Genomic DNA, 22,042 nt, shown 5'->3' on the forward strand with positions numbered 1-22,042 from the left:
CCCTTCTGGGCATGGCTGCCTCCTTCGACCCCGCGACCGCCGCGCCCGCCCGCGGGCGGACCGGACGCCCTGTGGGGACCGTCACCCGGGGCACCACCAACACCAACCGGCTGCGCCGGATGGACCGCTGGATCGCCCACGCCCTCGGCGGGGCGCTGCGCGCCGCCGCCCGCCCGCCCGTCGCGGTGGACCTCGGCTACGGCGCCGCCCCGTGGACGGCCGTCGAGCTGGCCGGGCGGCTGCGCGCGGTGCGGCCGGACGTCCGGGTGGTCGGGATCGAGATCGAGCCGGAGCGGGTCGCGGCCGCCCTGCCGTACGCCGAGCCGCCGCTGCTCACCTTCCGCCGCGGCGGCTTCGAGGTACCGCTGGACGGCGGTGCGCCGGCCCAACTGATCCGGGCCGCCAACGTGCTGCGGCAGTACGACGAGTCGGCGGTGGCCGGGGTCTGGGAACGGCTCTGCGCGCGGCTCGCCCCGGACGGGCTGCTGGTCGAGGGCACCTGCGACGAGATCGGGCGGCGGCACGTCTGGGTCGCGCTCGGCCCGGAGGGGCCCCGGACGGTGACCTTCGCGGCCCGGCTGGGCGGCCTCGGCCAGCCCTCCGACCTGGCCGAACGGCTCCCGAAGGCGCTGATCCACCACAACGTGCCGGGCCGGCCGGTGCACGCGTTCCTGACCGACTTCGACCGGGCCTGGGCGGCGGCCGCGCCGTATGGGGCGTTCGGCGCGCGGCAGCGCTGGGTGGCCGCCTGCACGGCGCTGGCGGGAAGTTGGCCACTGGTGGACGCGAGGGGGCGGTGGCGGCAGGGCGAGGTCACGCTGCCCTGGTCGGCGCTCGCGCCGTAGCCGTCCGGGCCGGGACGGGGTCGCCGGGCCGGGACGGGGCTGCCAGGGCGGGCCGGGGTCGCCCCGAGCTGTCGGTCGGGGCCAGCGGACGGGAGCTGGTGAGCGACGTGTCGCATTCACTCGAACGAGTTATCGAATATCTCTGGCGCGTTGACGCCCCATCACGCGACGATGGATCCGACCGTGCGGCGACACCACACGCCGCCCGGCACGCACCCGTGCGCCGCCACACCAGCCAGTCGTCCCGCCGCCAGCCGTCCCGCCCTCAGTGGTCCCGCCGTCAGCCGTCCCGTCCGAGCAGTTCCTCTCGGGCCCGCTCGAACACCTCGTACATCTCCGATCCGAACAGCACGAACCGCACCTCCGCCAGCTCCGCACCCGCCTCCGCGTCACCCCCGTCCAGCACCCGCGCGACGGTGCCCAGCGCGATCCGGGCCGCGTCCGCCGGCGGCCAGCCGTAGATCCCGGCCGAGACGGCCGGGAAGGCCACCGTGCGCGCGCCCAGTTCCGCGGCGGCGCGCAGCGACTCGCGATAGCAGGAGGCCAGCAGCTCCGCCCGCCCCTCGTACTCCTCCGCCCGGTAGACCGGCCCGACGGTGTGCACCACCCACCGGGCCGGGAGCCGTCCGGCCGCCGTGGCCACCGCACGCCCGGTGGGCAGCCCCTTGCCCCAGTGCGAGGCGCGCAGCCGACGGCACTCCGCCAGGATCTGCGGCCCGCCCTTGCGGTGGATCGCACCGTCCACCCCGCCACCGCCCAGCAGCGACGAGTTGGCGGCGTTCACCACCACGTCCACCTGCTGTTCCGTGATGTCACCCTCGACCAGGGTGATCCGTGCCACCACCGTCTACCTCCTTCTCCGCCCCGGACCGCAGCCGCCGGGACGGGCATCCGAGCCGTCGTCCGAGTCCGATCACCACACCGCCACCGGCGTGGCAATAACCACAACGGCGCCGGTCGGCCAGAGAAATCCCCGGAGATCACGTTATGGTCGCGAGAAGTTCCCCGACGCACGGTGCCAGGCGGGCACTGCGGACGGACATCGACCGTTACGCAGTCGGGGAAAGGGAGGAACCACCGATGCCCGCAACGGGAGACGGGCGGGCACCTGGTGCCGCGGACCTGTCGGGCGCCCATGGCGGCGCCCCCATCGGCCATGCCCGCAACCGCCCGACCACGACCGGCCAGGCGACGGCCACTCCCCCGATACCCCACCCCCGCTCGCAGGCCGTCCGCGCCGCGCACGCCGCCCACCCCTCCCACGTGTCCGAGGTGCCGCCGAGGCCGGCCCCTGACGGCCCCGGCGAGGGCGGCACACCGCTGCGGCTCCTGGTCATCGAGGACGACGCGTCGGACGCCCAGCTGATCAAGGCGGCGGTGGCCGACAGCGGCGCCTCGATCGAGATCCACTGGGCCCGCGGCCTCGACCAGGCCACCGGCCTGCTCGCCCCGCCCGCGCACTCCAGCCGGCGCGGACGCGCCCGCGGCCCGGAATTCGGGTGCGTCCTGCTCGACCTCGCCGCGCCCGCCGACCTGCCGAGCCCGTCCGACGCCGCCGACCCCGCCGGCGCCTCCGACGGCCTGGAAGGCCTGCACGAACTGCTCCGCCGGGCCCCGCACACCCCCGTCGTCGTGCTCACCGACGCCGCCGGAGCCGAACTCGGCGCGGCCGCCGTCGCCGCCGGAGCCCAGGACTTCCTGATCAAGAACGAGACGGACGGCCCGCTGCTCGCCCGCGCGCTGCGCTACGCCGTCGAACGCAAGCGCGCCGACGAGTCCCAGCGCCGCCTGGTCGAAGCCGAACTGCGCGGCCAGGAGAACGCCCGCCTCCAGCGCCACCTGCTGCCGACCCCGCTACTCGACGGCGCCGGGCTCTCCTTCACCCGCCGCTACCGCCCCGGGCGCCGCCGCGCCCTGCTCGGCGGCGACTTCTACGACGCCGTGCGCACCGACGACGGCACCGTCCACGTCGTGATCGGCGACGTCTGCGGCCACGGCCCCGACGAGGCCGCACTCGGCGTCGCACTCCGGATAGCGTGGCGCACCCTGGTCTTCGCGGGCCTCACCGGCGAAGCACTGCTCACCACCCTCCAGCACGTGCTGGAGCACGAGCGGCGCAGCGACGAGATCTTCGCGACCCTCTGCATGCTCGTCATCGAACCCGGCGGCACCGGTGGCCTCGACTCGCTCGGCTCCGGCGAACGGGCCCGGCTCTACCTCGCCGGACACCCGGCGCCGCTGCTGCTCGGCCGCGACCACCAGCCGGTCTCCCTGCCGTCCGACTTCGCCGGGCCCGCGCTCGGCCTGCTGCCGTGCCACGACGGACAGGCCGCCTGGCCCGCCCACGAGATCGAACTCAGGCCCGGTTGGCGGCTGTTGCTCTACACCGACGGGCTGATCGAGGGCCGGGTCGGGGCCGGCTCCCGGCGCCTGGGCCAGGACGGGCTCGCGGACCTGATCGGCGACCACCAGGCCGCCGGGCTCACCAGGGGGCGACTGATCGACAGCGCCATCGCCGAGGTCGAGGAGCTGAACGGCGGCGCGCTGACCGACGACGTCGCGGTGCTGCTGCTGGAGCGCAACCCGGTGCAGCTGATCCTCGGCTGACGGGCGAGCGCCGGGGTCCGCAGTCCGACAGGCCGACAGGCGGGCAGGCGGGCAGGCGGGCAGGCGGGCAGGCGGACATGTGAGCCCACGGGCATACGGGCATACGGGCATACGGGCATACGGGCATACGGGCGCAGAACGCGGCGGCCCGGGCGGGGAGTTCACCCGCCCGGGCCGCCGCGTTGTCCGCCGCTCCGCCTACCAGGGCCCGTACGGGCCGGTGTTGCTCCGGCCACCGCCGCCGGTCAACGCCCGGATCGCGGGGCGGACGTCCACCACGTAGACGATCGAGGCGACCAGGCCTGCCAGAGTCCCGATACCGGTGAAGAAGTTGACCCCGAACAGGAAGTCCCAGCCGAAGGAGATCGCGAGGATCACGACCCAGAACCCCTTGGTCTTCTTGTCCGCCGCGCGGTAGGCGTCCTCGCGGCGGGTGACCGCGTCGACCAGGGCGAACAGCTTGTAGGCCAGGATGGCGATCGTCGCCCACCAGATCGGGTTCAGGTAGGAAAAGGCCAGAATCTGGAGCACTCCGACCATCACGATCTCCTCTGTCTCTCGAACCCCGGCGCTTCGACCGCCGCCCATCCTGGCACGACGGCCGTCCGCACCGGGGTCAACGTCCCGTGGTCACCGAATGTGCCCCCGTCGACGGGGCCCACTCACTCCGAGTCGGCGGAGGGGGCCTTCCGGGCCCGGGACTTCTTCGGCGCCGGTTCGGCGACGACGCCGTCCTCCTCCACGAGCTCGGCCTCGACCGGTTCGGCCTCCACCGGTTCCTCGGCCGGGCGGGCGGTCTCCACCGGCGCGACTGCCTCGGCCGGCGCGCCGGGGCGGGCCTTGTCCACCGCGACCTTGCCACGCTCGGCCAGCTCGTCGTACGTCTCCTTGGCCTTCACCGCCAACTCGACCGCACGGGCCACCTGCTGCAGCGCGAAGCCCTGGGCCCGCTCCTGCAGGGCCTTGAGGTCGGTCGGCAGGGTCGTGACCGCCTCGCTGACCTTGGCCGGCGCGCCGACCAGCAGCGACTGCGCCTCCTGCAACCTGGCGGCGGCCATCTCCTGCGCGCCCCTGCGGTCCGCTGCCAGGGCCTCGACCTTGCCCGGCACCTCCCGCAGCTTCTCGTACGCGAGGTCCCCGGCGCCGGCCAGGGCGTACAGCGGGGTCGGGTCGCTGAGGGTCTTCTTGATGTCGTCGGTGATGGGCATGGCTACCGGTCCTCCCGGTGAGTGTTCTGGGTGGCTGAGTCGTCGGTCGTCGCACCGGAAGCCGGAGCGGCGTTCTCCTTGAGGAAGGCGTCGTAGACCGCGAGCAGCGCCTGCTTCTGCCGCTCGTTGATCAGCGGATCGGCGAGGATCGAGGCCCGCAGTTCCAGGCCCTCACCCCGCCGCTCCTCCAGGATCCCGGCCTGGACGTACAGCGTCTCCGCCGAGATCCGCAGCGCCTTGGCGATCTGCTGCAGGATCTCCGCACTCGGCTTGCGCAGCCCGCGCTCGATCTGGCTGAGGTACGGGTTGGACACGCCTGCGGCCTCCGCCAGCTGCCGCAGCGAATACTGCGCGTTGCGACGCTGCTCCCGGATGTACTCGCCCAGCGAGCCGACGTTGAGTGAGGCCATGCGGACAGCCTGCAGCACCCTGCTTGCAATTGCAAGCAGGGTGCTAGCGGAAGCAACCGCCCGGGTGAACCTCGGGGCCCTCCCCGGTTACCAGAGGAGGGCCGGTGGGGGCGGCGGTGGGCGGGCTGAGGGGCGGCCTCGCGGTCCGGTTCGGGGGCCGGGCGGAGGTGCTCGCCGGCGGTGCGGCGGTCCTCGCCGAGCTCCCGCCGGGGCCGGGCGGTCAGGCGGGTTCGGGCAGGCGGACGGGCATCAGTACGGAGAAGGTGCCCGCGCGGCCCGGGGTGCGGATGGCCAGCGGGGCGATGGGGCCGCCGAGTTCGAGGACGAGCTGTCCGGGCTGACCGGCGGCGAGGGCGTCGAGGAGGAAGTCCCGGTTGACGGCGAGTCGGAAGCCTCCGGGGGCCGGGTCGGTGGCGACGGTCAGACTGCCGTCGTCGGACAGGGTGAGGACGGTGACCGCGCAGTCGGCACCGTCCGGGCCCGAGGGCAGGGTGCGGGTGGCACCGGTCTCGACGCCGGCTCGCAGTTCGGCGGCGGAGAGGGTGATCCGGTGCTCCGGTTCGAGCCTGGTGAGGGCGCGGTGGTCGGGGTAGTCGAAGTCCAGGGCGGCGCCCTCGATGCGGTGTTCCCCGGCCTCGGCGCGGACCAGGCCTCCGCCGAGGGTGAGCGTGACCTCCGCCGCACCCGCGTTGAGCAGCGCGCGCAGGGCGTCCGCCAGGGCGGTGGGCACGATCGTGCCGGCCGCGGGCCGGTCGGGCGTGTCGCCGGAGGCGGGCACCTCGGCGAAGGCCATCCGGTAGCGGTCGGTGGCGACCAGGCGCAGCACCGGGCCGTCCGGTTCGAAGAGCACTCCGGCGAGGGCGGGCATCTCCGGATCGCCGCCGACCGCGAAGCGGACCGCGTCGAGGGCGGCGGCCAGGTCCTCGGCCGGGACGGTGAGCCGCAGGTCGGCGGGGCTGGTGGGCATCGGTTGCTCCCTCTGGTCGATCATCGCGTGGATCAGGGAGAGCTCGCGGCGGGCGTCGGCCAGACCGTCCTCCAGCCGCCGCAGGTGCGCGTCGAGCACCCGCCGGGCCTCGCCGTCCGCGGGGGCTGCGCCGAGCACGGCGCGGATGCCGGCCAGCGGCAGGCCGACCCGGCGCAGTCGGGCCAGCAGCCGGGCGTCGGCGAGCTGGCCGGGCCGGTACCAGCGGTAGCCGGTCTGCGGGTCGACCCAGGCCGGGATGAGCACCTCGGCGCCGTCGTAGTAGCGCAGGGTGCCGACGCCGAGGCCGCTGGCGCGGGCCAGCTCGCCGATGCTGTGCAGCTCGCTCTCCATGCGGTGACTGTGCGGGCTCGACCTGGTCGAGGGTCAAGCCCGCTCGGTGCCGCCGCCGGAGCCGGCGGGGTTCGAGGAGCCGGAGCCGGCGGGGGCTGAGGGCCCGGGATCGGTGGCGAGAGGGGTGAGGTGGGCGAGCTTGTGCGGGTTGCGGACGGCGCGGATCGCGGAGATCAGGAGCGTGCCGTCCGCCCCCTCGACGAAGTCGAACACCGAGACGGAGTCGACCGCACCGTCCACGGTGACCAGCAGGCCGGGCTCGCCGTTGACGAGGACGGGGCGGGCGGCAACGCCGTCGCCCAGCCGGCTGAGCACGCCGAGGGTGAAGCGGGCGACGTTCTCGGCGCCGATGACCGGCCGCACCGCGGCGCGGATCACCCCGCCGCCGTCGCTCCAGGTCGTGACGTCCGGCGCGAGGAGTTCGAGCATCCGGTTGAGGTCGCCGCCGACGCAGGCCGCCAGGAACCGGTCGGTGGCCCGTCGGCGCAGCTCGGGCGGCGCGTCGTAGCGGGGGCGGCGGGCGCGGACGTGTGCCCGGGCACGGCTGCCGACCTGGCGGCAGGCGGTCTCGGTGCGGTCCAGGGCCTCGGCGATCTCCTGGTAGCTGAAGCCGAAGGCCTCCTTGAGGACGAACACCGCCCGCTCCAGGGGCGACAGGCTCTCCAGCACCACCAGCAGGGCGAGCGAGACGGTCTCGGCGCGCTCGACACCGTCGGTCGCGTCCGGCTCGGCGACCAGCGGTTCGGGCAGCCAAGGGCCGACGTAGGACTCGCGGCGGACGGCGGCCGAGTCCAGCCGGTTCAGGGCGAGGTTGGTGACCGTCCTGGCCAGGAAGCCGCCGGGGCTGGCGACCGGACCGGTGACGCCGCTCCAGCGCAGCCAGGTGTCCTGGACCAGGTCCTCGGCGTCGGCGACGCTGCCGAGCATCCGGTAGGCGATGCCGAAGACCATCCGCCGGTGCTGTTCGAAGTCGGCCAGCCGGGTCTCGGCCGCTCCGGTCTCGTGGGTGTCGGTCACCCTCGGGACGCTACCGCACGGTAGCCGCGGCCCTCAGCGGCGGAAGGCGTCGTACGCGGGAGCGAGCAGGGCGGCGAGGTCACGGCCGTGGACGGTGATGCCCGAGCGGCCGAGGCGGCGCAGCGAGGGCTCGTCCGGCTCGTCCGGGCCGTCCGGGCCGTTCGGGCCGGACGAGCCGTTCGGTTCCCCCTCGGACGGGGCCGGGCCAAGGGTGAAGTCGCCGCGCCAGTAGGCGGCGACATGGACCATCGGGGGCGGCTGCTCGGTCATGCGTCTTCCTCGGTCATACGTCTTCCTCGATCATTCGTCGTCGCCCGCCATGCGTCGTCGCCTGTCATTCGTCCTCCTCTGTCACGCGTCCTCTTCGGCGACGGCGTCCTCGCGGGTGAGGGCGATCAGTTCGCGCAGGTCCCCGAGCGGCAGGTCGGTGAGCCAGCGCTCGCCCTCCCCCACCACGGTCTCGGCCAACGAGCGTTTGGCGGCGAGGACTTCGTCGATCCGCTCCTCGACGGTGCCGACGCAGACCAGCCGGCGGACCTGGACGTCCCGGCGCTGGCCGATCCGGAAGGCGCGGTCGGTGGCCTGTTCCTCGACCGCCGGGTTCCACCAGCGGTCGAGGTGGATCACCTGGTTGGCGGCGGTCAGGTTGAGACCGGTCCCGCCGGCCCGCAACGACAGCAGGAACACCCTCGGCCCGCCCGGGGATTGGAAGCGATCGACCAGCTCCTCACGGCGCGCCCGGGGCACGCCGCCGTGCAGGTAGAGCACCTCCTCGCCGAGCCGGTGTTCCAGGTACGGGCGGAGCATCGAGCCGAACTCGGCGTACTGGGTGAAGACCAGCGTCCGGTCGCCCTCGGCCAGCGCCTCCTCCAGCAGTTCGGCCAGCCGGGCGACCTTGCCCGAACGCTCACCCAACGCCGATCCGTCATGCAGCAGTTGGGCCGGATGGTTGCAGACCTGTTTGAGCTTGCCGATCGCGGCCAGCACCGTGCCGCGCCGCTCCACGCCCTTGATCCCCTCGACCCGCCGCAACAGGTCGGCGACCACCGCCTGGTAGAGGCCTGCCTGTTCGGCGGTGAGGTTGCACCAGACGGTCATCTCCTGCTTGGCCGGCAGCTCGGCCGCCACCGCCGGATCGGACTTGAGCCGACGCAGCACGAACGGGGCGGTACGGCGCCGGAGTTCGGCGGTGCGCTCGGGGCTGCGGTGCAGCTCGACCGGGATCGCGTACCGCTCCTTGAAGCGCGCGGCCGGACCGAGCAGCCCCGGGTTGGCGAAGTCCAGGACGGCGTGCAGCTCGGAGAGCCGGTTCTCCACCGGGGTGCCGGTCAGTGCGATCCGGTGGCGGGTGACGGGCAGGGCGCGGATCGCCCTGGACTGCGCGGTGCCGGTGTTCTTGATGTGCTGGGCCTCGTCCGCGACCACCCGGCGCCAGCGGATCCTCCGCAGGGCGGGGAGGTCGCGCTGGACCAGCCCGTAGGTGGTGATGACGAGGTCCATTCCCCTTACGGCCTCGGCGAGTTGTGCCTCACCGAGGCGGCCGGAGCCGTGGTGGACGTACCGCCGCAGGGCGGGGGCGAAGCGCTCGGCCTCGCGCTGCCAGTTGCCGACCAGGGACATCGGGCAGACCAGCAGGGTGGGGCCGGCGGCGTCCCGTGGCTTCGCCGCCCTCTGCTCAGGCTCGGCCTGTGCGGGTTGCTCGGCTCGTTCGGCTCGTTCGGCTCGTTCGGCCTGCTCGGCCCGCTCCGCTCGTTCGGCTGGCTCGGCTTGCTCGGCCAGTTCCGCCTGCTCGGCGGCCAGCAGGGCGAGGGTCTGCACGGTCTTGCCGAGGCCCATGTCATCGGCCAGGACGGCGCCGAGGCCGAGGTCGGACATCGTCCGCAGCCAGGCCAGCCCGCGCTCCTGGTACGGGCGCAGGACCGCGCGGAAGTCCGGCGGCAGCACCGGGGCGGGCCGGGCGTCGGCGCGACCGGCGAGCAGGTCGCCCAGCGGGCCGTCCGCCCGGACGGAGGTGACGGGCAGCCCGGCGACCGTGGCCTGGGGGTCGAGGGCGAGCCGCAGCAGGTCGGCGGCGGGCACGTCGTCGCGTCGGGCGGCGAGGAAGGCGAGCGCGGCTGCGATCTGTGCCGGGTCGGCCTCCAGCCAGGTGCCCCGCACCCGGACCAGTCCTTGCTTGGCGGCGGCCAGCTCGGCCAGTTCCTGCTCGGTCAGGGGGGCGTCGTCCGGGCCGAGCGCGGCCTGCCAGCGGAAGGCGACCACGGTGTCCCGGTCCACCTGGGAGGTGATCGCGAGCGAGCCGGGCGCGGGCGGGGTGGTGGCGCGCAGGGCGAGTCCGAGCCGGGGGCGACGCCGCCACCAGGCGGGCAGCAGCACGCCGAAGCCGTCCTCGGCGAGGGCGGGCGCGGCGGTGCGCAGGAACTCCAGCGCACCGGCCCGGTCGAGCGGAAGGGCGGAGGGGCGGGAGCGGTGGCGCAGCCCGTCCAGGGCGGGCCAGCGGTGGGCGGCCCGGGCGAGTTCGGCGACCAGGACGTCGATCGGGTCGGCTGGGGCGGCCGGGCCGATCGGGTCGGCCGGGTCGGCGGGGCCGGAGGCCGTGGCGGTGTCCCGGGCGGCGGCCTTGCGGGCGAGGGCGGCGTATCCGGCGCCGCCATCGTGCAGGTCGACGGCGCGGATCAGGAGGGACGGCTCGTCCACGGCCTGTAGCAGGAATTCCAGCTGCCAGGCGTCGTCGGACGGGCGGCCCTCGGGGTCGTCGGGGTCGGGGCCGAGTGGCTCGACCAGGCGGAAGCAGAGCCGCAGCGCGGGGTGGGCGGGCTCGGCGGCGGCGTACCAGGCGGTGACCCGGCGGCGCAGTTCGGCGAAGTCCTCGGGCGGGACGCCGTCGAGGCCACTGTCGGAGCCGCCGTCGGGGCCGCTGTGGGGGCCGCGATCGGAGCCGCCATCGAGACCGACGCCGCCGCCGCCGGCGGCGGGGACGGCGAGGGCGCGCAGCCACTGCTCGGCTGCCGTCGCCCCGGGTTGGGCGCGGCCCGGGAAGGGGAAGGGCGTGTCGGCCAGGGCGGCGCGGGCTTCAGCATCCACCAGCGCCTCCAGCACGGCGTCCAGCAGCTCCTCCCCGGTGCCGGCGCCGTGCGGCCATTCCCCGAGCAGGACGGGCGGGCAGCCGGCCGCCAGCGCGGCGGCCTCGCGGCGGCCGGCGGAGGTCGGGTCGGGTCGCCAGCGGGCCCGGGGGCGGCCGTCGGTCAGGATCGGCAGCGGCAGCACCCGGCCCCGGCCGACCGTCCGCCAGGCCACGTCGTGCACCCCGGTGAGCCAGCGCAGCGAGGGGCCGTGGACGACCTCGACGTGCCCGGCGCCGGGCAGGTCGGCGCTGGTGACGGCCCAGTGCGGGTCGAAGACCTCGCCGAGCAGTTGGGCGGCGGCCCCGGCCTCGAAGAGCAGGGCCGGGACCCGCCAGGGGGCGAGGAGGGCGCCGCCGCGCGGTGGTGTGACCGGCAGGTCGGGCGAGGGCGCGGGGACGGCGCCGACCGTGGGCAGCAGAAGGGTGGCCCAGCGCTCGGGGGCCTGTCCGGCGAGCCAGCCGAGGCCGGGGCCGATGCCGCCGAGCACGGTGGCGAGTTCGCCGGCCGGGCAGGCGTAGGGGTGGCCGCGCGGGGCGGGCCGGTCGGGCGGCGGCCCGGCGGCGCCGGGGTGGGCGCGGGCGTCCTCGGCCCAGAGCGCCAGCCGTCCGTCCGCCCGCCAGAGTGCGTGCAGGACGAACATCGAGGGCCTTCCGGACGACGGTTGGAAGTGGTGCTTCGCAGGTGGAAGCGGCACTTCGCAGCCTAGCCGGGAGGGCTGACAGGACCGGTCGGCTGAGCCGTTCGGGGATCCCCGAAGGCCATGGTTGAAAGTTGAACGAAAATCCCCTACGCTGAAGTTAACAAGTTGAAGCCTAAACAACTGGCTTCCGACCCGAGGAGGAGCCATGGGCCTGTTCAACCGCACCAAGACGACCACCCCCACCACCACCGCCGTCCAGACCCAGGCAGGCCCGGACCTCGCCCACCTGACCGGCGACTGGACGATCGACAACACGCACAGCGAGGTCGCCTTCTCGGTGCGCCACGCCATGGTCACCAACGTGAAGGGCCGCTTCACCGAGTACGACGGCAAGCTGCACCTCGACGGCAGCGTCCCCGGCAACTCCTCGGCCGAGCTGGTCATCAAGGTCGCGAGCGTCGACACCAACCAGGCCCAGCGCGACGAGCACCTGCGCACCGGCGACTTCTTCGCCGCCGAGGCCCACCCGGAGATCCGCTTCCGCAGCACCTCCACCGAGCCGCTCGGCGACGACGCCTACCGGATGGCGGGCGAGCTCACCATCAAGGGCACCACCCGCCCGGTCGTCCTCGACCTGGAGTACACCGGCAGCGCCACCGACGCCTACGGTGCCCAGCGCGTCGGCTTCGAGGGCAAGGCCGTCGTCGACCGCACGGACTTCGGCCTGACCTACAACGCCGCCCTGGAGACCGGCGGCGTGCTGATCGGCGAGAAGGTCAAGCTCAGCTTCGACATCTCCGCCGTCAAGGCCGTCTGACCGGACACCACACCGGGCGGCCCGACCCGCCCCCATGAGCACCGCCCCTGCCCATCCCCCCTGGGCAGGGGCGGCCCCGTTCGCGGGCACCGCTTCGCGCGTCTCGGGGCACCCCCTCCGGCCCCTGCCGTTTCGCGCGTCCCGCCGGACAACCGTCAATCGACCGCCGAGCCGCGGTCGACCAACGGCCGGTCAGCCGTCAGTCAACCGTCCCACCGACCGGCAGCAGCGCCGCGTCCGCCGAGGGCAGCCAACTGCCCGGCGGACGGCGCAGCCAGCCCTCGGCCGCGCCCAGCCCGGCCGCCGCGTCGGCCAGGGCGCGCAGCCCCGGGTGCCGCTCGCCGGGCCGGTGCACCAGGCTGACCAGGCTCAGCGGCACCGGATCCACCAGCGGCACGTTCACGGTGCCCGGGATCCGCGGCCCACCGACCGTGGTCAGCATCGGATCGCCGTGCCGGGTGAGGTAGCGGGCAGTCTCGTCCACACCCACCGGCGGGACGTGCGGGTCCGCTGCCGTCAGACCGTGCTCGCGCAGCAACCGGATGCCGAGGTCGGCCCACTCGGTGGTGGCCGGATTTCCCGCGCAGATGTCGACGGGGTGTCCCACCAGGTCGGCCAGGCGCAGCCCGGAACGCCCGGCCAGCGGGTGGGTGTCCGCCATCATCACCGAGATCCGTTCCAACCGGACGGGCAGCTGGACGAGTTGGCCGCGCAGCGGGGCCGGCAGGCCGGCGAAGCGGCCGAAGGAGGCGTCCAGCCGGTGGGTCAGCAGTTCGGCGGCGGCCGCGGCGAGGCCGCCGTGGAAGCGGGCCAGCAGTTCGCCCTCGGGCCAGGCGGCGCGGGCCCGTTCGAGCACCCGGCCGGCGGTGAGGTCCGGGCCGGTGACGTCGCTGTTGAGGTCGAGGAGCAGCGGCCGGGCGGCGGCCCCGGCGAGGATCTCGTCGTGGAGGGCGAGGAGTCGGCGCGCCCGGGGCAGCAGCCGCTGCCCGGCCGGGGTGAGGTCGACGCTCCGGGTGGTGCGGGTGAACAGCGCGTCGCCGAGCAGCCCTTCCAGGGTCCGGACGTCGCGGCTGAGCGCCTGTTGGGCGATGTGCAGTCGCTCGGCGGCCCGGCCGAAGTGCAGGGTCTCGGCGGTCGCGACGAAGCCGCGGAGCAGGCGGGGGTGCAGGTCACGGGGCATGGGCGCAGATTAACAACAGCGTGTTGTCAGTGCGGCGGAACAGGTGTTGGACGCCCGGCCACCGCGGCGGCGAGGCTGTGGGACATCCCCCCTTCGTTCCCGCCCAGGAGCTCCATGCCCTCGCGCGCCTTCCTCGCCTCCTACCGGCGGCTGTTCGCAGCCCCCGGCGCCGCCGCCTTCACCCTGACCGGGCTGCTCGGCCGGCTCGCTCTGTCGATGACGGGCGTCTCCCTGGTGGTGCTGCTCTCCGAGCGGCGCGGCTCGTACGGGCTGGCCGGGTCGGTCTCGGCGGCCGGCCTCGTCACCGGCGCGATCGGGATGCCGCTGATCGGCCGGCTGGTGGACCGGTACGGTCAGGCGCGGGTGTCGGTCCCGGCCGCCCTGTACAACGCCGTCCCGCTCGCCGGGCTGCTGCTCTGCGTCCGGCTGGGTGCGCCGGACTGGACGCTCTACCTCTGCTCTGCCGCCTGCGCCGCCGCCCCCAACCTCGGCGGCATGGCCCGCTCGCGCTGGGCCCACCTGTATCGCGCCGACCCGGCCGCCCGGCACCTGGCCAACTCCTTCGAGCAGGCGCTGGACGAACTCTGCTTCATGGCCGGACCGGTGCTCGCGATGCTGCTCTGCACCACGCTCGCCCCGGAAGCCGGACTGGTCACCGCCGGCACGCTCGGCACCGCCGGCACCCTGCTCTTCGCCGCCCAGCGGCGCACCGAACCGCCGCTGCCTGCCGCCCCGGAGCAGGAGCAGACCACCACCGGACAGCAGCACGGCTCCCCGCTGCGGGCGCCCGGGCTGCGGGTGCTGGTGCTGACCTTCCTCGCGACCGGCATGGTCTTCGGCGCCACCGAGATCACCACCGTGGCGTACGCCGACGCCCTCGGCCACAAGGCGGTGGCCGGAGCACTGCTGGGCCTGGTCGCGGCCGGATCCTGCCTGGCCGGGCTGCTGTTCGGGCTGCTGACGCCGCGCCGGGCACCGGGGGCGCGCTTCCTGCTCGGGGCGTCCGCGATGGCCGCGGTGCTGCTGCTGCCGCTGGCCGCCGGCCTGGGCGGCGCCGGACTCGGGGTGCTCGGGGTGGTGCTGTTCGCGGCCGGCACCGCCACCGCGCCGACCATGGTGACCGGGATGACGCTGATCCAGGACCTCCTGCCGCAGCGGCAGTTCAACGAGGGCATGGCGATGGCGGTGTCCGGCATCGTGGTCGGCATCTCGGCCGGCGCGGCGCTCGCCGGGACGGTGGCCGAACACGCCGCGCCCGGCACCGGGTACGCCCTGCCGGCCTCGGCTGCCACGCTCGCACTGCTGATCGCGCTCGCCGGGCGCCGGCACCTGCTGGCGCGCCCGTCCTCGCCGGGCGGTGCGGCCGAAAATTCCGAGCGGGTTGTCAGTGCCTCCGTCTAACTTCGAGTCATGGCGGAAATCACCTACGTCCGAGGCGATGCCACCACGCCCCAGGGCAAGGGCGTGAAGGTGATCGCGCACGTCTGCAACGATCTCGGCGGCTGGGGCAAGGGCTTCGTGCTCGCGCTCTCCAGACGCTGGCCCGAGCCCGAGGCCGCGTTCCGACGCTGGCACCGGGCACGGGCGGAGAACGACTTCGGCCTCGGCGCCCTCCAACTCGTGCAGGTCGAGCCGTACGTCTGGGTGGCCAACCTGGTCGGCCAGCGCGGCATCCGGACCGGGCGCTCCACCGGCGCTCCGGTGCGGTACGAAGCCATCGACACCGGGATGGCCGCCCTGGGGGGCCGCGCGCTCGAACTCGGCGCGTCAGTCCACATGCCGCGGATCGGCTGCGGCCTGGCGGGCGGCCGCTGGGAGAAGGTCGAACCGCTGGTCACCGCCCGACTGACGGCGCGGGGTGTCCCGGTGACCGTCTACGACGTCGACTGACCTGCCCAATACCTGCCCAAGACCTGACCACGACCTGACCACGACCTGTCCGCGACCTCGCCGACCCGTAGCCCGGGCCGGCGCACCACCCCGGCCTCGACCTCGGTCCGGGCCTTGACCTAGACCTCGGTCCGAGCCCCTGGCCGACCCGGCCAGGCGTACACGTACTCGGGCAGCACGAACCCGCCCGGGAAGACGCCCTCCTGCGCCCGGACCCGTACCGCGCCCTCGCGCTCGTAGAACGCGATCGCCCGCGTGTTGTCGCGCAGCACCTCCAGGAACAGTTCGGCCCCGGGGTGCCGCTCGGCGACATGGGCCCGGGCCGCGGCCAGCAGCTCTCGGCCGATGCCGCCACTGGTCAGGCCGGGGCGCACGTGCAGATTGTCGACCAGTATCCGGCCGTCCGGCTGCGGGACGAGGTAGATGAACCCGACGGTCTCCCCGGCCCGTTCGGCGATTAGCAGCTCGGGCGTGTTCTCCGGCTCGCCGTAGTCGACATCCAGGCGCAGCTCCCACAGCTCGCGCCGCTGGGCGACCATCCCGTCGCCGAGCGCCGCCTCCGGGACGATCCCCCGATAGGTGGTGCGCCAGCTGAGGGCATGCAGCTCGGCGATGGACTCGGCGTCCCGGGTGTCGCCGCGCCGAATGACAGCCTTCCCTGAACTGATCATGTGACCAGCCTCCCACAGAGATGGAGTTGAACATGTTCAACCGAAGCGTCTACAGTCCTGCCAACCTTTTGAACGTGTTCGAATCGCGGGGGGCGGCGTCGGTGGCACCGGGTGCGGAGGGGGCATCCGGTGCCACCAACACCGACACCGGCTGGAACTTCGCCTCCAGCTAGGCTCGTCCCCGTGGACGACCTGGCAGCGACGAACCGAACGGACGGCGAGAACGGTACGGCCGAGGCTTCGGCCGCGCCCGGCGCGGAGAGCGGGCCCATGCCCGGCGCCCGGGCGCAGCCGAAGACCGACAAGAGCGAGGCGACCCGGGCCCTGATCCTGGAGACCGCGATGCGGCTGTTCCAGGAACGGGGCTACGAGAAGACCACCATGCGCGCCATCGCCGCGGAAGCCGGCGTCTCGGTCGGCAATGCCTACTACTATTTTTCGGCGAAAGAATTCCTCATCCAAGGATTCTACGACCGAATGACGTACGACCATGCGGCGGATGCCAGGAACCGCATGGCCAATACCCGGGACTTCGCCGAGCGCCTGGAAATCGCGCTGACTTCCTGGCTCGACACGGCGGCCCCGTACCACGAGTTCGCCGCGCAGTTCTTCCGGACGGCGGCCGACCCGACCAGCTCGCTGAGCCCGTTCTCCGACGAGTCCCATCCGGCCCGCGCCACGGCGGTCGAGCTGTTCCGCGACGTGCTCGCCGGCTCGGAACTGGCCCCCAAGCTGGACGCGGAACTGGTGGAACTGCTTCCCGACGTCCTCTGGCTGCATCTCATGGTCGTGGTGCTCTACTGGGTCTTCGACCGCACACCGGACACCGAACGGACGCGGGAATTCGTCCGCCGGTCCACCCCCATGGCCGCCCGGGTGATCAACCTGTCGCGCTACCGGGTTTTCCGGCCGATCGTCCGGGACGCCAAGGGCCTCATTCAGGACTTCATCCTGCCCACCATCGGGAAGACCGCCGTCAAGTAGGGGCCGTGGGAGCCGGAGCGGAATGCGACGGCCGGGCGGCTCAGAACATGTCCGGGTTCCAGGGCCGCAGCGGAGTGCGCAGCAGCAGGTCCGCTGCGGCCGCCGCCCCCGGGCGGAGTTCGGTGAGCAGAGCGGCCGCCGCCAGCCTCGGGGCGGTCTCCGCGCCGAGGTAGAGCGAGCCCAACGCGGAGGCGCCGAGGGCGAGGTCGGCGTCGTCCACGGTCCGGGTGCAGCGGCCGGTGCCGTCGGCGGCGACGTCGAGCGCCCAACGGCCGGACGCGAAGCCGAGCTTGTCGTCGACCTCCAACACCACCCGGCCGGGGCCGCCGTACGTCCGGGCGCCGAACGCGGCTTCGACGTCCAGCACGCGCAGCCAGGTGAAGTCGGAGCCGTCCTCGTGCGGGGTGGCCGCGCGCCGGTCCTGGAGCAGCAGCGGCAGCGGGTCGTCCGGGGAGGCGTTGCCCACCGCGATCCTGGCCACCCAGTCGACGGAGAGCAGGAAGCGCCAGAGCTCGACCGTGGTGGGCAGGTCGAGGGCGGTGAACTCCGTGACGGTGAGCGTGCAGTCGGGATAGTCGCCGTCCCACTTGTCGTCGATCCGGTAGAGCACCAGACCGGTGACCGCGCCGTCGGCGTCCCGGTGGACGGCCGCGAACGGCTCCTTGAAGTCGAAGCCCGGCACCCGGACCTCGCCGGTGGCGCGCTGCCACCACAGCTCGTCGCGGTCGATCGCGCCCGGCTGGGTGCGCCGCCAGCGGTCGTGCAGGCCGGGCCCGAGTTCGCGCACCTCCGCCATCGTGGCGAAGTCGATCCTGCCGCCGGGAACGCCCGGCAGGCCCTCGCGGAGGCCCCTGGCGCGGCGCAGGTCCACCCGCCAGCCGGCGGCCCGGGTGGCGGGCCCGAAGCCGAACCGGCCGTAGATGCCGTACTCGGCGGCGATCAGGATGGCCACCGCCGTACCGCGGTCGGCGGCGGCCGCGAGGTCCCGGCGCATCATCGTGCTGAGCAGGCCCCGGCGGCGGTGGGTGGCACTGACCGTGACGTGGCTGATGGCGTCGGCCGTGATGACGGCGCCGCCGGGGACGGTCAACTCGGCGTCGTAGCTGCGGAAGGTGGCGATCTGGCGGTCGCCGTCGAAGCCGGCCAGCATCCGGCCGGGCTCCCACTGGCGGCGGCGCACCTCCGCCGCGCTGTCCACGTGCGGGCGGAGGAAGCCGAGGGTCAGGGCGCGGTCCCAGGCCGGCACCTCGTCCTCGGAAACCGCCCGTACCCGGAGTCCGCCCGCGGTGTCGACGGCCGTGTGGTCGATGCTGTTGCCCATGGGGCCCACCGTACGGCGGCCACTCCGGCGGCGGCACCCGATTAACCGCTGCCCGACCTCTCGATGCTCTCCCGGCGCCACCACCCGGTGGTCGGAGCGCAGGACCCGGTCCGCGAAGGCCCGGTCCGCGAAGGCCCGGTGCCGCTCGCCGAGCGCCCGGAAGCCGAGCGGCCGGCAGATCCCGTCGGCCGGGCCGTCGGTGGCTCCTGGGTGTCCGCGTGCACCGGGCCTCGTCAACCTCCAGAAACGGTCCCGGCGGCGGCGACGGCAGGCCGGTGCGGGCTCCGCTCGGGCTCCGCTCGGCCCGCCGTCGGGCTCCCGTCGGACACCCCGCCGCGATCAGGCGGCTTGCCCGGGTCGGCCGCGTGCCCCACGCTGAGCCCGGGTACGAGGACTACCGGCGAGCCCGGACCGCGCGCGGCCGAGCGTCCCGCGCCGCGCCGGTCCGTACGCCGGACACCCACGGACGGAAGGCCGGGCCATGCGGAAACTGATCTACGGCATGAACCTCACCCTGGACGGCTACGTCGCCGCGGTCGGCGACGACATCAGCTGGAGCGGGCCGCCGAGCGACGAACTGTTCCGGTGGTGGCTCGAGCTCGAGCAGCAGAGTGCCCTGTCGCTGTACGGGCGCAAGCTGTGGGAGACGATGAGTTCCTACTGGCCGACCGGTGACCAGCAGCCAGACGCCACCCCGGCGGAGGTCGAGTTCGCCCGGAACTGGCGGGACACGCCGAAAGTGGTGTTCTCCTCGACGATCGGCACGGTCGACTGGAACACCCGCCTGGTCACCGGCGACGCGATCGCCGAGATCACCCGGCTCAAGGCCGAGGACGGCGGCCCGATGAACATCGGCGGCGCAACGCTCGCCGGGGCGGCCATGCGCGCCGGACTGATCGACGAGTACGCGATCGCCGCCCATCCGGTCCTGGTGGGCGGCGGCACGCCGTTCTTCACCGCCCTGGACAGCTGGGTGAACCTGAACCTGGTGGAGACGCGGACGTTTCCCGGCGGCGTGGTCCTGAGCAGGTACGAGACGAGGCGCTGAGCAGCAGCACCCACCCGTCGGCCGGCGACGTACTCCCGTCCCGGCCTTCCACCAGGACGTCGCGGCCGGCGGAGGCCGCCCGTCGCGGTGACGCGCCGCCAGGGCTGGGATCGTGCCGCGGAATCCGAGCCCCACAGGAACCGGCCGGTCTCAGGGCCGGGCGTAGAAGTCCGGGGTACCCATGATCCAGAGGCTGGCCTGCTTGATCGGCATGCCCGCGCGCGGGGCCTCGATCATCTGGTCGTCGCCGATGTACAGCCCGACGTGGTGGATGTCCGCGGCGCGGCCGGTGTCCGTCCAGAAGACGAGGTCGCCCGGGCGCAGTTGGCGGTAGCCGATCGGGGCGCTCTGGGCGTACTGGTCGGCGGCGAAGTGGTTGAGCTCTCGGCCGCCCTGGCGCCAGGCCATCATGGTCAGCCCCGAGCAGTCGTAGCCGCCCGGGCCCTCGCCGCCCCAGATGTACGGCAGCCCGATCTTCGACTTGGCGAAGGCGACCGCAGCGGCCGCGCCTTCGGCGGACCACGGGCGCTCTGCGGGCGGTCCGGCGGTCGGTCCGGCGGGCGGCGGCGCGGCGGAGGCCTTGGCGGCGGCCGCCGCTTCGGCGGCCTCGGCCTCCTGTGCGGCCTTCTCGGCGGCGGCGCGGGCGGCGGCCTCGGCCTCCCGGGCGGCGGCTGCCTCCAGCGCTTCGCGGCGTCGGCGTTCCAGCTCGACGGTGGTGTTCCGGGCGGCGGCCAGTTCGGTGAGCAGTTGCTCGCGGTGCCGGCCGACGGCGGCCACCTCGCCCTGCTGGGCGGCCAGCCGCCGCTCCGCCGTCGCCCTGGCCGCGGCGACCTCGGCGGCGGCCTTCTCGGCGGCCTCGGTGGCGGCGCGGGCGGCGGCGGAGGCGTTCCGGGCGGCGGCGGCCGTGGAGGTGGCGGCGTCGAGGATCTGCCGGGTGCGCCCGCTGACCTGGCCGACCGCGGCGGCGCGGTCGCCCGCCTCGCGCGGGCCGCGGGCGCCGAGCAGGGCGTTGAGTGCGGACAGTTCGGCGCCGGCGCCCTGGCGGTACGTCTCGGCTGCGAGCCTGGCGGCGTCATCGGCGGCCGCCGACCGGTCGGCCTCGGCGGTGGCGGCGCGCTGCGCGGCGGCGCCCTCCGCCGTTCGGGCCCGGGCGAGGGCGAGCTGGGCACCGTTGTAGGCCTCGACGGCGCGTTCGGCGCCGCGCCCGGCCCGGTCCAGTTCGGCCCTGGCGGCGGTGAGCGCGGCCTCCAGCGCGGCGACGGACGAGGCCTTGCCCTCGGCCTCGGCGCGGGCGCGGTCGATCTCCTCGCCCGTCGGGTACGGCGCCTCGCCCCGGGCCTGGCCGGGCGCCGGCTCAGGGTCCGCCTGGGCTGCGTGGGCGGCGGGGAGCAGCCCCAGGAGGGCGGTGAGGGACAACAGGAGGGTCGGCAGGAGCCTGCGCGCCACGAGACATCCCTTCTCACGGGTCCGGAGGGGACGGCGGCGGAGGACGCGCGGTGCGCGGCGGGCGGCTACCGGGCGGTTGGTGATCCGACGAAACGTCCCATCACGTGACAGAACGGTCACATGAGGCCCATGGTCTCAATTCCGACAGCCCGCACACCCGGCAAAGCGCTCCGCCTGTCGAGTGACCATCAGATGATCCGAAGGAGGCCGGCCTTCGGCCGGACGCACAGGAAGACTCGCTCGCACGGTGGACGAACGAGGCGAACGAGCGGGGCGGACGGGCGATACGGACGGACGAGGTGGACTGGCGACGTGGACTGGCGACGTGGACGGACGAGACGGATGACCTGCCGGCGGACGGCCTACCGGTGGATCCGGCGGGTGTGCGTCCGCAGCCGGGGGTGCCGCTCGGGCCGGCGCTCCAGGCCGGTCGGGCCGACGCCATAGGTCCGGCTGCGCCCGGCCCGGACCGTACGGCGGCGCTGCTGCGCCCGGTGCGAACGGACCGGGCCGACCGTCGAGGCCGCGTACGGCCCCTCCCCGGCCGGGGACTGCAGCGTCGCCCCGGCCGCGGCGGCCGAGCGCCGGTCGGCCAGCCGGGCCCGGCGGCGGGCCAGCGCCCGGGCGGCGTGGGCGTCGAGGTGGGCGCTGGCCCGGGCGGCCATCCGCTCGGCCACCCGGTGGGCGGCGGGGTGGTTGGCGGGCACCTTGTCGGGCGCGCCGGCGATCAGGTCGAAGAGCCAGGTTCGGGCCCGGTCCGCGCGCCGGTGCAGCAGGCGCTCGCGCCGCAGCGCACGCGCCCGGCGCCTGGGGCGGGTGGTGTACCGCCAGCGGGCCCACGGGCTGCTCGGCCGGGCCAGCCGGACCGCGCCGATCCAGGACAGGCCGGGGACCATGATCCCGAGCAGGCCGGTCCACACCTTGCCCTTGAGCAGGGTGATCACCGAGGCCAGCGTGTTCACGGAGATCACCGTGATCAGGCCCCACCGGGTGTCCTCGCCGGGCGACGCGCCGAGCGGGACGTACCCGATCAGCAGCAGGGCGGTGAACAGGATCCCGAAGATCACGGCGTCCACCGACTTGCGGCCCTGCTCGCCCCAGTAGACGTCGTCCAGGTGCAGGATCAGCGCGAACTCGTCCAGCACCAGGCCGCAGCCGATGCCGAAGGCCAGCCCGAACCAGTCCATCCACGGCTGCCCGCCGTAGGTGGCGAACACGCCGATGCCGCCCAACAGCAGGAAGCCCAGGCCGAAGACCATGTGGTGGATGTGCAGGCCGCCAGGGGTCACGTTGCCGGGCCACCACCGCACCTGGGCGCGGATCATCCGGACGCTGAAGCGGATGAAGACGAAGGAGGTGATGAAGCCGACCAGCAGCAGGAACAGCGGTTGCTTGTGCGCGTTGACGATGTGCTCGCGGTAGCTGTCCAGCAATGTGGTCATGCGTCTTACCTTCGTTCCTGGTCCTGCGTGCTGCTGCCGTGACATGGCCGGGGTCCGAGGGGACTCCGACACGGGT

20 protein-coding genes are annotated in these 22,042 nt (G+C 74.3%); 7 read left to right on the forward strand and 13 right to left on the reverse strand.

The features are described 5' to 3' along the window. Window positions 1–11 precede the first annotated feature (11 nt). Entirely contained in the window at window positions 12–845 is an 834-nt protein-coding gene (locus IF30_RS0130185) for a methylase (protein WP_051711537.1), read from the forward strand. A 280-nt stretch (window positions 846–1,125) separates the two neighbouring features. Here IF30_RS0130185 and IF30_RS0130190 read toward each other — a convergent pair whose 3' ends face one another. After that, on the reverse strand, window positions 1,126–1,686 hold the full coding sequence (locus tag IF30_RS0130190) for an O-acetyl-ADP-ribose deacetylase (protein WP_030244352.1): 561 nt from the start codon (window positions 1,684–1,686) through the stop codon (window positions 1,126–1,128). Between the two features lie 239 nt (window positions 1,687–1,925). Here IF30_RS0130190 and IF30_RS0130195 point away from each other — a divergent pair, with 239 nt between their 5' ends. Continuing rightward, on the forward strand, window positions 1,926–3,452 hold the full coding sequence (locus IF30_RS0130195; RefSeq protein ID WP_030244354.1) for a PP2C family protein-serine/threonine phosphatase: 1,527 nt from the start codon (window positions 1,926–1,928) through the stop codon (window positions 3,450–3,452). A gap of 198 nt (window positions 3,453–3,650) precedes the next feature. Here the strand turns inward: IF30_RS0130195 and IF30_RS0130200 are convergent, their stop codons facing one another. The 7 genes from IF30_RS0130200 to IF30_RS0130230 form a co-directional block, all read right to left on the reverse strand. After that, window positions 3,651–3,992, reverse strand: coding sequence for a DUF2516 family protein (locus tag IF30_RS0130200; protein WP_030244356.1), 342 nt, complete (start codon window positions 3,990–3,992; stop codon window positions 3,651–3,653). Between the two features lie 122 nt (window positions 3,993–4,114). Then, window positions 4,115–4,660: a hypothetical protein gene (locus IF30_RS0130205; protein WP_030244359.1), complete on the reverse strand. Its 546-nt coding sequence runs from the start codon at window positions 4,658–4,660 to the stop codon at window positions 4,115–4,117. 2 nt (window positions 4,661–4,662) lie between these two features. Continuing rightward, window positions 4,663–5,070 (reverse strand): helix-turn-helix domain-containing protein, encoded by a 408-nt coding sequence (locus IF30_RS0130210; RefSeq protein WP_030244362.1) that lies wholly within the window; start codon window positions 5,068–5,070, stop codon window positions 4,663–4,665. A 220-nt stretch (window positions 5,071–5,290) separates the two neighbouring features. Further along, window positions 5,291–6,388: a MerR family transcriptional regulator gene (locus tag IF30_RS0130215; RefSeq protein ID WP_030244365.1), complete on the reverse strand. Its 1,098-nt coding sequence runs from the start codon at window positions 6,386–6,388 to the stop codon at window positions 5,291–5,293. Window positions 6,389–6,421: 33 nt separating this feature from the next. Beyond that, on the reverse strand, window positions 6,422–7,405 hold the full coding sequence (locus IF30_RS0130220; protein ID WP_267884576.1) for an RNA polymerase sigma-70 factor: 984 nt from the start codon (window positions 7,403–7,405) through the stop codon (window positions 6,422–6,424). Between the two features lie 33 nt (window positions 7,406–7,438). Next, a complete protein-coding gene (locus IF30_RS0130225; RefSeq protein WP_030244369.1) occupies window positions 7,439–7,675 on the reverse strand; it encodes a hypothetical protein in 237 nt (78 codons plus the stop codon). A gap of 81 nt (window positions 7,676–7,756) precedes the next feature. Continuing rightward, window positions 7,757–11,167 carry a DEAD/DEAH box helicase gene (locus IF30_RS0130230; RefSeq protein WP_030244371.1) on the reverse strand — a complete coding sequence of 1,137 codons (3,411 nt, stop codon included), beginning with the start codon at window positions 11,165–11,167 and terminating at the stop codon, window positions 7,757–7,759. A gap of 205 nt (window positions 11,168–11,372) precedes the next feature. On the opposite strand from IF30_RS0130230, the gene IF30_RS0130235 reads away from it, so the two are divergent. Further along, window positions 11,373–11,984 carry a YceI family protein gene (locus IF30_RS0130235; protein WP_030244374.1) on the forward strand — a complete coding sequence of 204 codons (612 nt, stop codon included), beginning with the start codon at window positions 11,373–11,375 and terminating at the stop codon, window positions 11,982–11,984. 199 nt (window positions 11,985–12,183) lie between these two features. Here IF30_RS0130235 and IF30_RS0130240 read toward each other — a convergent pair whose 3' ends face one another. Further along, a complete protein-coding gene (locus IF30_RS0130240) occupies window positions 12,184–13,164 on the reverse strand; it encodes a LysR family transcriptional regulator (RefSeq protein WP_030244401.1) in 981 nt (326 codons plus the stop codon). Window positions 13,165–13,278: 114 nt separating this feature from the next. Between IF30_RS0130240 and IF30_RS0130245 the strand changes: the two genes are divergently transcribed. After that, a complete protein-coding gene (locus IF30_RS0130245; protein ID WP_063752845.1) occupies window positions 13,279–14,565 on the forward strand; it encodes an MFS transporter in 1,287 nt (428 codons plus the stop codon). Between the two features lie 9 nt (window positions 14,566–14,574). Beyond that, the gene (locus tag IF30_RS0130250; protein WP_030244379.1) at window positions 14,575–15,054 is read left to right on the forward strand and encodes a macro domain-containing protein; all 480 of its coding nucleotides are present in this window, start codon (window positions 14,575–14,577) and stop codon (window positions 15,052–15,054) included. 119 nt (window positions 15,055–15,173) lie between these two features. On the opposite strand, the gene IF30_RS0130255 is transcribed toward IF30_RS0130250, so the two are convergent. Further along, window positions 15,174–15,725, reverse strand: coding sequence for a GNAT family N-acetyltransferase (locus tag IF30_RS0130255; protein WP_030244380.1), 552 nt, complete (start codon window positions 15,723–15,725; stop codon window positions 15,174–15,176). A 183-nt stretch (window positions 15,726–15,908) separates the two neighbouring features. Here IF30_RS0130255 and IF30_RS0130260 point away from each other — a divergent pair, with 183 nt between their 5' ends. Next, on the forward strand, window positions 15,909–16,709 hold the full coding sequence (locus tag IF30_RS0130260; protein WP_324605667.1) for a TetR/AcrR family transcriptional regulator: 801 nt from the start codon (window positions 15,909–15,911) through the stop codon (window positions 16,707–16,709). A gap of 40 nt (window positions 16,710–16,749) precedes the next feature. On the opposite strand, the gene IF30_RS0130265 is transcribed toward IF30_RS0130260, so the two are convergent. Then, window positions 16,750–18,030, reverse strand: coding sequence for a GNAT family N-acetyltransferase (locus IF30_RS0130265; protein ID WP_051711540.1), 1,281 nt, complete (start codon window positions 18,028–18,030; stop codon window positions 16,750–16,752). A 481-nt stretch (window positions 18,031–18,511) separates the two neighbouring features. Between IF30_RS0130265 and IF30_RS0130270 the strand changes: the two genes are divergently transcribed. After that, a complete protein-coding gene (locus IF30_RS0130270) occupies window positions 18,512–19,078 on the forward strand; it encodes a dihydrofolate reductase family protein (RefSeq protein WP_030244386.1) in 567 nt (188 codons plus the stop codon). Window positions 19,079–19,228: 150 nt separating this feature from the next. Here the strand turns inward: IF30_RS0130270 and IF30_RS50385 are convergent, their stop codons facing one another. Next, window positions 19,229–20,524, reverse strand: coding sequence for a C40 family peptidase (locus tag IF30_RS50385; protein ID WP_037901650.1), 1,296 nt, complete (start codon window positions 20,522–20,524; stop codon window positions 19,229–19,231). A 362-nt stretch (window positions 20,525–20,886) separates the two neighbouring features. Next, window positions 20,887–21,966 (reverse strand): hypothetical protein, encoded by a 1,080-nt coding sequence (locus IF30_RS50390; protein WP_199807954.1) that lies wholly within the window; start codon window positions 21,964–21,966, stop codon window positions 20,887–20,889. Between the last annotated feature and the right edge of the window lie 76 nt (window positions 21,967–22,042).

The sequence above is a fragment of the Streptomyces sp. NRRL S-350 genome, from assembly GCF_000719705.1.
Taxonomy (GTDB): Bacteria; Actinomycetota; Actinomycetes; order Streptomycetales; family Streptomycetaceae; genus Kitasatospora.

Excerpts from the sequence above, each read along its gene's own strand:
- IF30_RS0130185 (WP_051711537.1), top strand. The coding sequence starts at position 12 with ATGGCTGCCTCCTTCGACCCCGCGACCGCCGCGCCCGCCCGCGGGCGG.
- IF30_RS0130195 (WP_030244354.1), top strand. The coding sequence starts at position 1,926 with ATGCCCGCAACGGGAGACGGGCGGGCACCTGGTGCCGCGGACCTGTCG.
- IF30_RS0130200 (WP_030244356.1), bottom strand. The coding sequence starts at position 3,992 with ATGGTCGGAGTGCTCCAGATTCTGGCCTTTTCCTACCTGAACCCGATC.
- IF30_RS0130205 (WP_030244359.1), bottom strand. The coding sequence starts at position 4,660 with ATGCCCATCACCGACGACATCAAGAAGACCCTCAGCGACCCGACCCCG.
- IF30_RS0130210 (WP_030244362.1), bottom strand. The coding sequence starts at position 5,070 with ATGGCCTCACTCAACGTCGGCTCGCTGGGCGAGTACATCCGGGAGCAG.
- IF30_RS0130215 (WP_030244365.1), bottom strand. The coding sequence starts at position 6,388 with ATGGAGAGCGAGCTGCACAGCATCGGCGAGCTGGCCCGCGCCAGCGGC.
- IF30_RS0130225 (WP_030244369.1), bottom strand. The coding sequence starts at position 7,675 with ATGACCGAGCAGCCGCCCCCGATGGTCCATGTCGCCGCCTACTGGCGC.
- IF30_RS0130230 (WP_030244371.1), bottom strand. The coding sequence starts at position 11,167 with ATGTTCGTCCTGCACGCACTCTGGCGGGCGGACGGACGGCTGGCGCTC.
- IF30_RS0130235 (WP_030244374.1), top strand. The coding sequence starts at position 11,373 with ATGGGCCTGTTCAACCGCACCAAGACGACCACCCCCACCACCACCGCC.
- IF30_RS0130240 (WP_030244401.1), bottom strand. The coding sequence starts at position 13,164 with ATGCCCCGTGACCTGCACCCCCGCCTGCTCCGCGGCTTCGTCGCGACC.
- IF30_RS0130245 (WP_063752845.1), top strand. The coding sequence starts at position 13,279 with ATGCCCTCGCGCGCCTTCCTCGCCTCCTACCGGCGGCTGTTCGCAGCC.
- IF30_RS0130250 (WP_030244379.1), top strand. The coding sequence starts at position 14,575 with ATGGCGGAAATCACCTACGTCCGAGGCGATGCCACCACGCCCCAGGGC.
- IF30_RS0130255 (WP_030244380.1), bottom strand. The coding sequence starts at position 15,725 with ATGATCAGTTCAGGGAAGGCTGTCATTCGGCGCGGCGACACCCGGGAC.
- IF30_RS0130265 (WP_051711540.1), bottom strand. The coding sequence starts at position 18,030 with ATGGGCAACAGCATCGACCACACGGCCGTCGACACCGCGGGCGGACTC.
- IF30_RS0130270 (WP_030244386.1), top strand. The coding sequence starts at position 18,512 with ATGCGGAAACTGATCTACGGCATGAACCTCACCCTGGACGGCTACGTC.
- IF30_RS50390 (WP_199807954.1), bottom strand. The coding sequence starts at position 21,966 with ATGACCACATTGCTGGACAGCTACCGCGAGCACATCGTCAACGCGCAC.